This is a genomic window from Gammaproteobacteria bacterium (assembly GCA_003696665.1).
Classification (GTDB): Bacteria; Pseudomonadota; Gammaproteobacteria; order Enterobacterales.
The window spans coordinates 1-6549 of sequence record RFGJ01000451.1 but is presented as its reverse complement, the minus strand read 5'-3'; the positions used below and the strand labels follow the sequence as shown (position 1 = coordinate 6549).

Below are 6549 nucleotides of genomic sequence, written 5' to 3'. Positions count from 1 at the left end.
CAATACGTTACACATCGCCGCAGTCAACGTGGTCTTACCGTGGTCAACGTGACCAATCGTACCCACGTTTACATGGGGTTTTTTACGTTCAAATTTTTCCTTTGACATAAGCTGTCTCCGAGCAACTGATTGAGCATATACAACAAAACGGCGCGACGTCCCATGACGTCACCCCGAATTCTGGTGCCGATAACCAGACTTGAACTGGTGACCTCTCCCTTACCAAGGGAGTGCTCTACCGGCTGAGCTATATCGGCACACACCTTATCGCTGTTTCACGATAACCTGTCTATTCTGGAGCGGGTAGCGGGAATCGAACCCGCATCATCAGCTTGGAAGGCTGAGGTTCTACCATTGAACTATACCCGCACACCCATCAGGCGTAATCTTTCAAGACGCCCGAATGATTTGGTGGAGGGGGTAGGATTCGAACCTACGAAGGCTGAGCCGGCAGATTTACAGTCTGCTCCCTTTGACCGCTCGGGAACCCCTCCGCTGTCATATTCACCTTTCACTAGCGAGCGCGAATAATGCCAACACCGCTATGAAAGGTCAACCTTTTTGACATGGGCCGCACCTTGGCGGCCCATGCTCTGTATTTGGTGCCGGCTGTGGGACTCGAACTCACGACCTACTGATTACAAGTCAGTTGCTCTACCAACTGAGCTAAGCCGGCATGACACCCTCATTGACGAGGGACGCAAATTCTATTGCGTTGTTTCGGAAAATTCAACGCCTTTACACGTCTTTTTCTGCCATTTTTTTTGATTCGGATTCAAATGCTCACTGTCAATAGGCTTCGGAGGCCATGACATTCCCTTGTCAAGACGAACATAGATGGCTTTTTTCGATTCGTTTCGAAACCTTTGCTCAATGCGAATCTCCAAGTCCGGGAGTCGCTTTTTCGCCCTTTTTTGTTGACGTTTGGCGTTGTCATAACTGCTAAATATGCCGAGCGATACACTTCCCTTCCAACGACCTCGTGTTAGCAATAATGCATCACCGAACCCTGCCTTTATGGCTTGGCGACGCGCCTTCAGCCCCTCTGCCTCGCTCGCGAACGGACCAATCAGCACGATGTGGCCTGCTGGTTGGCTTCGCATATTCTGTATGGTTCTGTACTCGACCCCCATTTTCTCAAGTTCGATCTCCAGCCGCGCCGCCACCTCATCATCCAATCCGTCGATGAGCCAACAGGTGAATGCAGGAATTTCGCTATTCTCGGATTGTTTGTTATAGGTCGCATTTTTAGAACTCCGCGCCGTCTCCGCACTCGGCCGCCGGCCCTCAGGCAACGCCCCTTCAGCGCCATCAGTCACCGGTGTTTGTGACGGGGGCGGTACGATGCGAATCCAGTCCTGATTCAACATCAATGTCACTTCACCCGAACTGCCCTGACTCGGCGCATTCAAGTACAGTAAAGCAACGACAAGGTTGGCCAGGATCAATCCGTAAAACACATATTTTTTCATTGTCCACATTCTCCAAATCTCGCCTGCAATCCCCGTATCACTAACGCTGTCTCGACTTTAGCTGTTGGATAAAGGACGCTAAGCGATCGTCCTGCCCCTCCACCAAAAACGACGTTACCGTAAGGAAATTGCTGACGAAACAGATCCAATTGCGTTTTGATGTATGCTGCTATCGCCATGTGAACACCATGGGCAATGGCATCTTGCGTGTTGTCACTATAGGGCGAGAGCGGTTCATAACTGATATTTGATACCTCAGCATGGGCTTTTGCCGTGTTGTTGCGCAAACTCAACATGCCCAGCTTTGTTCCTGGAATAATATGTCCACCGAGATGTTGCCCCGTTTCGTCAATCCAGTCTACGGTGATGGCAGTACCAGCATCAATGACCAACCAAGCGCCTTGCTTCCAGGACCAAGCGGCGATCAAGGCAAGCCAACGATCAACACCAAGGGTTTCAGGACGCACGTAACCATTTTTCAATCCTCGCCAGTGGCGTTCACTATGCGCCCATACGACGCGCTCGGCCCCATTACGTTGTAGCGCTCTTGCCAACTTCCGGTTCGTCATCTCATCCAGAACGCTGGCCACAAACACTGGCCGATTAAAGGCCAGCTGCTGCCAGCCATCTCCCGTGACAATGCGCTCACCCACCGCCCACGTGACCGTCGAGTTACCAACGTCCATATAAAGTGCTGAGTGCTCCGTCTGCTTTGTCATGGATGCGCCCTAATCGAAACATCAGCGGCAGTCAGGACCCTTCGTTCACCGTTGGTATTAATCACCAACCGACCGAAGTCGTCGAGCCCCATCGCATGCCCGTGATAGATATTCTCGGATGTTCGCACAACAACCGGCTGTTCAGCCAACACATCAAACTGTTCCCAGGCCCTCTTGATGCGAGATGGCCCTTCTCGCCAAAAGAGATTTACCCAGTGTTGCCACGACTGAATGATTGCGAGCAAAATTTCATGTCGCAAACACGCTGCATCAGGTTTCTGCAACGCTAAAGTGCCGCAGGGATACTCCGCTTCAATATTTTTCAATGCATGCAAGCCGACGTTCAGCCCAATCCCCAGCACCCACAAAACATCGCCTTCCAGGCCTCCAGAAACCTCCATCAACATCCCCGCCAGCTTTCGCCATTGACCATCGTCGGTTTTGATAACAATGTCATTTGGCCATTTGATGCCGATATTTTCAAAGCCCAACCCTATCAACGCTGTTGATACGGCAACACCAGCGATCAGTGGTAGCCACGCCAGCTCACTGACTGGCTTGCTGGTCCACTCGGCGAACGAGAAAGTTAGGGAATAGCCCGGCGTACTGTTCCACGTCCGACCACGACGTCCTCGGCCCTGTGACTGTTCTTCGGTAAGACAAACCGACATGCCTTGCTTGGGGGCATTGCGTAACAAAAAACTGTTGGTCGAATCGACCGCCTCAAAAAAATGCCAATGCACGCTGGAACATGCCGTTTGCAAACGCTTTAATGTGTATGGGACAAATGCTTCTCGCAGCCGATAGCCACGCCCTGTGACGGCATCCACTGGCATACCAGACGCTTGCCAGCCGTGAATGATTTTCCAAACTGCTGACCGCGATATGCCCAATTGCTCGGCCAATTTCTGGCCGGAGTGAAATCTTCCGTCTGACAAAATGTTGAGTACTTGCCACTTCAGTTCCATGGCCACGGCTCCAGGGTACGTACCTCTGGCGTCAATGTTACCCCCGTCTCAGCATAAACCCGTTGACGTATCCAATGCGCAAATGCCATCACCTCACTCAGGGTGGCGCCTCCATAGTTGACAATGACCAACGCTTGCAGGGGATGGGTTCCGACCGCGCCATGTCGGATGCCACGCATGCCAAGCCTGTCTATCAGCCAACCGGCAGCAAGCTTATAGTGGCCATCCGCCATCGGATATGCCACGAGATCTGGCCATCGTGTTCTTAATTCTTGATATTGGTGCTCATCAATGACCGGATTCTTGAAAAAAGAGCCTGCATTATGAATTTTTTCGGGATCGGGTAATTTCGCACGACGTATGGCCATCACTTCCTGTGCGATTTGTTGCGGCGCCAGTCCCGGCCTGTTAGCCAGTTTGTCCAATGGCTGGTACGACAGCACCGGACGTGGCGTCTTGCTCAACTTGAGTCTCACAGCGACAACGCACCCCGATTGGTAGGGCATTTTTTTAAACCAACTGTCTCGATAGCCAAACTCACAGTCTTCATTAGGCTTCATCACAAGCTCGGCGCGCGCCCAGTCAAACCAATAGACCTCGCATAAGACATCAGCCAACTCCACGCCGTACGCACCAATATTTTGTATCGGTGCTGCGCCCACGGTGCCTGGAATCAACGCGAGGTTTTCAAGCCCCCACCACCCCCGCTGTACGGAATACATAACGAGCGAGTGCCACAACTCGCCTGCTCCAACCGTGATATACACATCTTGCGCGTCTTCTTCTATGTGTATCCCACGAATCATCATTCGGCAGACTGGTTGCGGAAGCTTCGGCGGGAGCAACACATTGCTCCCGCCGCCAAGCACCCAAGGTAGTTCGGACGCGGTCACAGCAAGATGTCCGAGATCCGCTAAAGACCGGGCTTCAACATAATTGTCAGCGACACAGGGTAAGCCCATTGTGTTGCACGCATCAAGACGCACAGAGCGCGCCGCTTGGCAGGTCGGCCTGCCTTCGGCCAGCGGATGCACCGACAATTGTAGGCCTGTTTCTTTAGTCATCACGCACGTCCGGCTCAAAAAATATCCATTGAACACTCCGGTATTTTTGATGAATGGCTTGCTCAATTGAGTTAATCGCATCAATCAACGCATCCGCTGTGGGCATATCTCGCATTTTCGCCTTGAGCGCCACCATCATTTTCGGCCCCAACTGCTGTGTGATGATATGGAATACCTGCGCCACTTGAGGCTGAGACTCGATAAAATCTTTAATGTCTTTTTCTATTTCTGGTGCAACAGATTCTCCAACGAGCATTTTTTTGACTTCAAAGGCAATGGCCAATGCCACCACAATCAATAAGACACCAACGACGATAGAACCAAGCGCATCCCAGAGCCTATTGCCAGTGAGCATTGTTAAAAGGACAGCCGCAAAAGCCACAAGCAGGCCGAACAATGCCGCCAAATCTTCGCCAAAAACAACAATCAGGGAACTCTGTCGGCTATTCCGAAACCATTGCCACCAGCTTTCATCCTTCCTTTTTTCTTTACGCGCTTCTTGGATACAACCGTGGAAAGAAACGCTTTCTGCAATCATTGCCCCCGTCAGCACCACCAGCGCTACCCAAGGCGAGGTCATTGCATCAGGTTCACCTTGGAGTTTGTGCCAACCCTCCCAGACGGAATATAGGCCTCCCAAAGTGAATAAAAAAAGCGCGACCAGAAAAGACCAGAAGTAGAGTTCGCGTCCGTAGCCTAATGGATGCTGGGGTGACGGTGGTTGGTGAGCGCGCCTCAGCCCGACAAATAATAAAAGCTGATTCAGAGTATCAGCCAAAGAGTGAATGGCTTCCGCCAGCATAGCCGATGATCCTGTCCACCACGCCGCGACAGATTTCAGTGCGGCGATGGATAAGTTGGCAAAAAACGCGAGCCTCACGGCCCTCTTGCTATTGGATTGCGCCATACATCCCTCAAATTCGAAAATTCGGTGCTAACAATATCAAAAACGGTATTTGCCTCGCGTTAATGCAACATACAATTGCAGCGCATCAGTTTTTCCATGAATGCCTATTCTGGGCAGAACGAGCCATCGTTGCGATGGCTCGGCGATCGCCTTTTTGACCGTCACGGCCGTATCACAACCGGTTGCTGCCACCATCGCCACGTGCCGTTCATCAAAACGACCATATGGGTAGGAAAATGTACGGCATTGCCCTACCATCTCACGCACTGCCTGAACAGACTGCTCAATCTCTCGTTTTGCTTGTTCATCTTGCATGAGCAACAAATTGACATGATGGCAAGTATGCGCCCCAAACTCAATCAAGCCACTCGCATGCATTTCCTTAATTTGCTGTTGCGATAAGGCCGCTATCCCCTCAATCTGCGTGGCCAGATAGATGGTGGCCTTGATGTGGTGTTTTTTTAGCAATGGAAACAAATACTGATAATTATTGGCAAAGCCATCATCAAATGTCAGCGCCACCATCGGCTCACGAACGCCCTGTTCCCACAAATCTCGCAGTTCGGAAACCGTCACAAAACGGTAACCGAGACGCTTCATCACAACGAGATGACGTTCAATTCGCCGAGGAGAAATATTCATGCCATCTTCTTGGTCTGGCGAAACCGAATGGTACATCAGAAGACGCGGCCAATGCGCAGGCCGACGAGGACGCCAAAATTGATAGCGTACGAGACCTGCCAAGAAAACGATCAACAAAATCAGTGTGATTACCCAGTGCAATGCTCAACCTCGCCAAGACGAAATGTTGGTAGTTTATCATGTCTAGACACGTGCGCCGATGTGACGCACCGCAATTTTCTTGGCATCATCTTGGGTTGCACCCATTGGTTTGGCCTCTGCACTGAGGTACCATTTGACCACTTCGTGAGTCACAAAATGCACATGAACCACGCCAAATTGCCCTTGAAATGGCAAATCACATTCAAAACTTTGCGCTTGCTTGGCCAACTACCCCTACCCGTTCTCCGTGCCGTGGGAAACGGTTTGGGTATGCTGACCTATTGGCTCGCCAGAAAGCGCCGGCACATCGCCGAAGTCAATCTCCGACTTTGTTTTCCAGAGAAAACAGATGCCGAACGCCGAGCCATTTTACGGTCATGTTTCCGCCATTTGGGACAGGGGCTTGCTGAGGTTCCCTTTGCTTGGTATGCGCCCGCTGACAAACTCAAAAAGTATGCAAAAATTGATGGTCTTTCGTTCATCGAGGCAAGTCGTTCGGACGGGTACGGGGTCATTTTGCTGACATTCCATTTCACCGGCATTGAGTTGGGGGGACAAATGCTAGCGCAGCATATCCCTGATGTTCATGCGCTCTATCGAGTCCATAAGAATCCATTTTTCGAATCTGAACAGCGT

General features: G+C 51.2%; 9 protein-coding genes and 4 tRNA genes. 1 reads left to right on the top strand and 12 read right to left on the bottom strand.

The genetic code is table 11. From position 1 onward, the window contains the following. The 12 genes from D6694_11230 to D6694_11175 form a co-directional block, all read right to left on the bottom strand. A partial coding sequence (locus tag D6694_11230) for an elongation factor Tu (GenBank protein RMH39443.1) occupies positions 1 to 108 on the bottom strand: 108 nt, incomplete at its 3' end. 73 nt (positions 109 to 181) lie between these two features. Then, positions 182 to 257, bottom strand: a tRNA-Thr gene (locus D6694_11225). Positions 258 to 295: 38 nt separating this feature from the next. Further along, positions 296 to 369 (bottom strand) — tRNA-Gly (locus tag D6694_11220). Positions 370 to 409: 40 nt separating this feature from the next. Continuing rightward, positions 410 to 494 (bottom strand) — tRNA-Tyr (locus D6694_11215). 106 nt (positions 495 to 600) lie between these two features. Next, positions 601 to 676 (bottom strand) — tRNA-Thr (locus D6694_11210). Between the two features lie 31 nt (positions 677 to 707). Continuing rightward, entirely contained in the window at positions 708 to 1472 is a 765-nt protein-coding gene (locus D6694_11205; GenBank protein ID RMH39442.1) for a hypothetical protein, read from the bottom strand. Further along, positions 1469 to 2191, bottom strand: a complete 723-nt coding sequence (locus D6694_11200) for a type III pantothenate kinase (GenBank protein RMH39441.1) — start codon at positions 2189 to 2191, stop codon at positions 1469 to 1471. The genes D6694_11205 and D6694_11200 overlap by 4 nt, the downstream gene beginning before the upstream one ends. Beyond that, positions 2188 to 3159, bottom strand: coding sequence for a biotin--[acetyl-CoA-carboxylase] ligase (locus tag D6694_11195; protein RMH39440.1), 972 nt, complete (start codon positions 3157 to 3159; stop codon positions 2188 to 2190). The genes D6694_11200 and D6694_11195 overlap by 4 nt, the downstream gene beginning before the upstream one ends. After that, positions 3150 to 4304, bottom strand: a complete 1155-nt coding sequence (locus tag D6694_11190; protein RMH39439.1) for a UDP-N-acetylmuramate dehydrogenase — start codon at positions 4302 to 4304, stop codon at positions 3150 to 3152. Before D6694_11190 ends, D6694_11195 begins: the two co-directional genes overlap by 10 nt. Next, positions 4216 to 5130, bottom strand: coding sequence for a cation diffusion facilitator family transporter (locus D6694_11185; GenBank protein ID RMH39438.1), 915 nt, complete (start codon positions 5128 to 5130; stop codon positions 4216 to 4218). Before D6694_11185 ends, D6694_11190 begins: the two co-directional genes overlap by 89 nt. Positions 5131 to 5166: 36 nt before the next feature. Then, positions 5167 to 5889 (bottom strand): polysaccharide deacetylase family protein, encoded by a 723-nt coding sequence (locus D6694_11180; GenBank protein ID RMH39437.1) that lies wholly within the window; start codon positions 5887 to 5889, stop codon positions 5167 to 5169. Between the two features lie 66 nt (positions 5890 to 5955). Next, positions 5956 to 6141, bottom strand: coding sequence for a hypothetical protein (locus tag D6694_11175; protein ID RMH39436.1), 186 nt, complete (start codon positions 6139 to 6141; stop codon positions 5956 to 5958). A 42-nt stretch (positions 6142 to 6183) separates the two neighbouring features. Here D6694_11175 and D6694_11170 point away from each other — a divergent pair. Further along, positions 6184 to 6549, top strand: a 366-nt coding sequence (locus D6694_11170) for a lipid A biosynthesis lauroyl acyltransferase (GenBank protein ID RMH39435.1), incomplete at its 3' end; no start/stop codon positions are given.

Coding starts and splice junctions, on each gene's coding strand:
- D6694_11190 (RMH39439.1), bottom strand. CDS start 4,304: ATGCGATTAACTCAATTGAGCAAGCCATTCATCAAAAATACCGGAGTG.
- D6694_11200 (RMH39441.1), bottom strand. CDS start 2,191: ATGACAAAGCAGACGGAGCACTCAGCACTTTATATGGACGTTGGTAAC.
- D6694_11205 (RMH39442.1), bottom strand. CDS start 1,472: ATGAAAAAATATGTGTTTTACGGATTGATCCTGGCCAACCTTGTCGTT.
- D6694_11195 (RMH39440.1), bottom strand. CDS start 3,159: ATGGAACTGAAGTGGCAAGTACTCAACATTTTGTCAGACGGAAGATTT.
- D6694_11185 (RMH39438.1), bottom strand. CDS start 5,130: ATGGCGCAATCCAATAGCAAGAGGGCCGTGAGGCTCGCGTTTTTTGCC.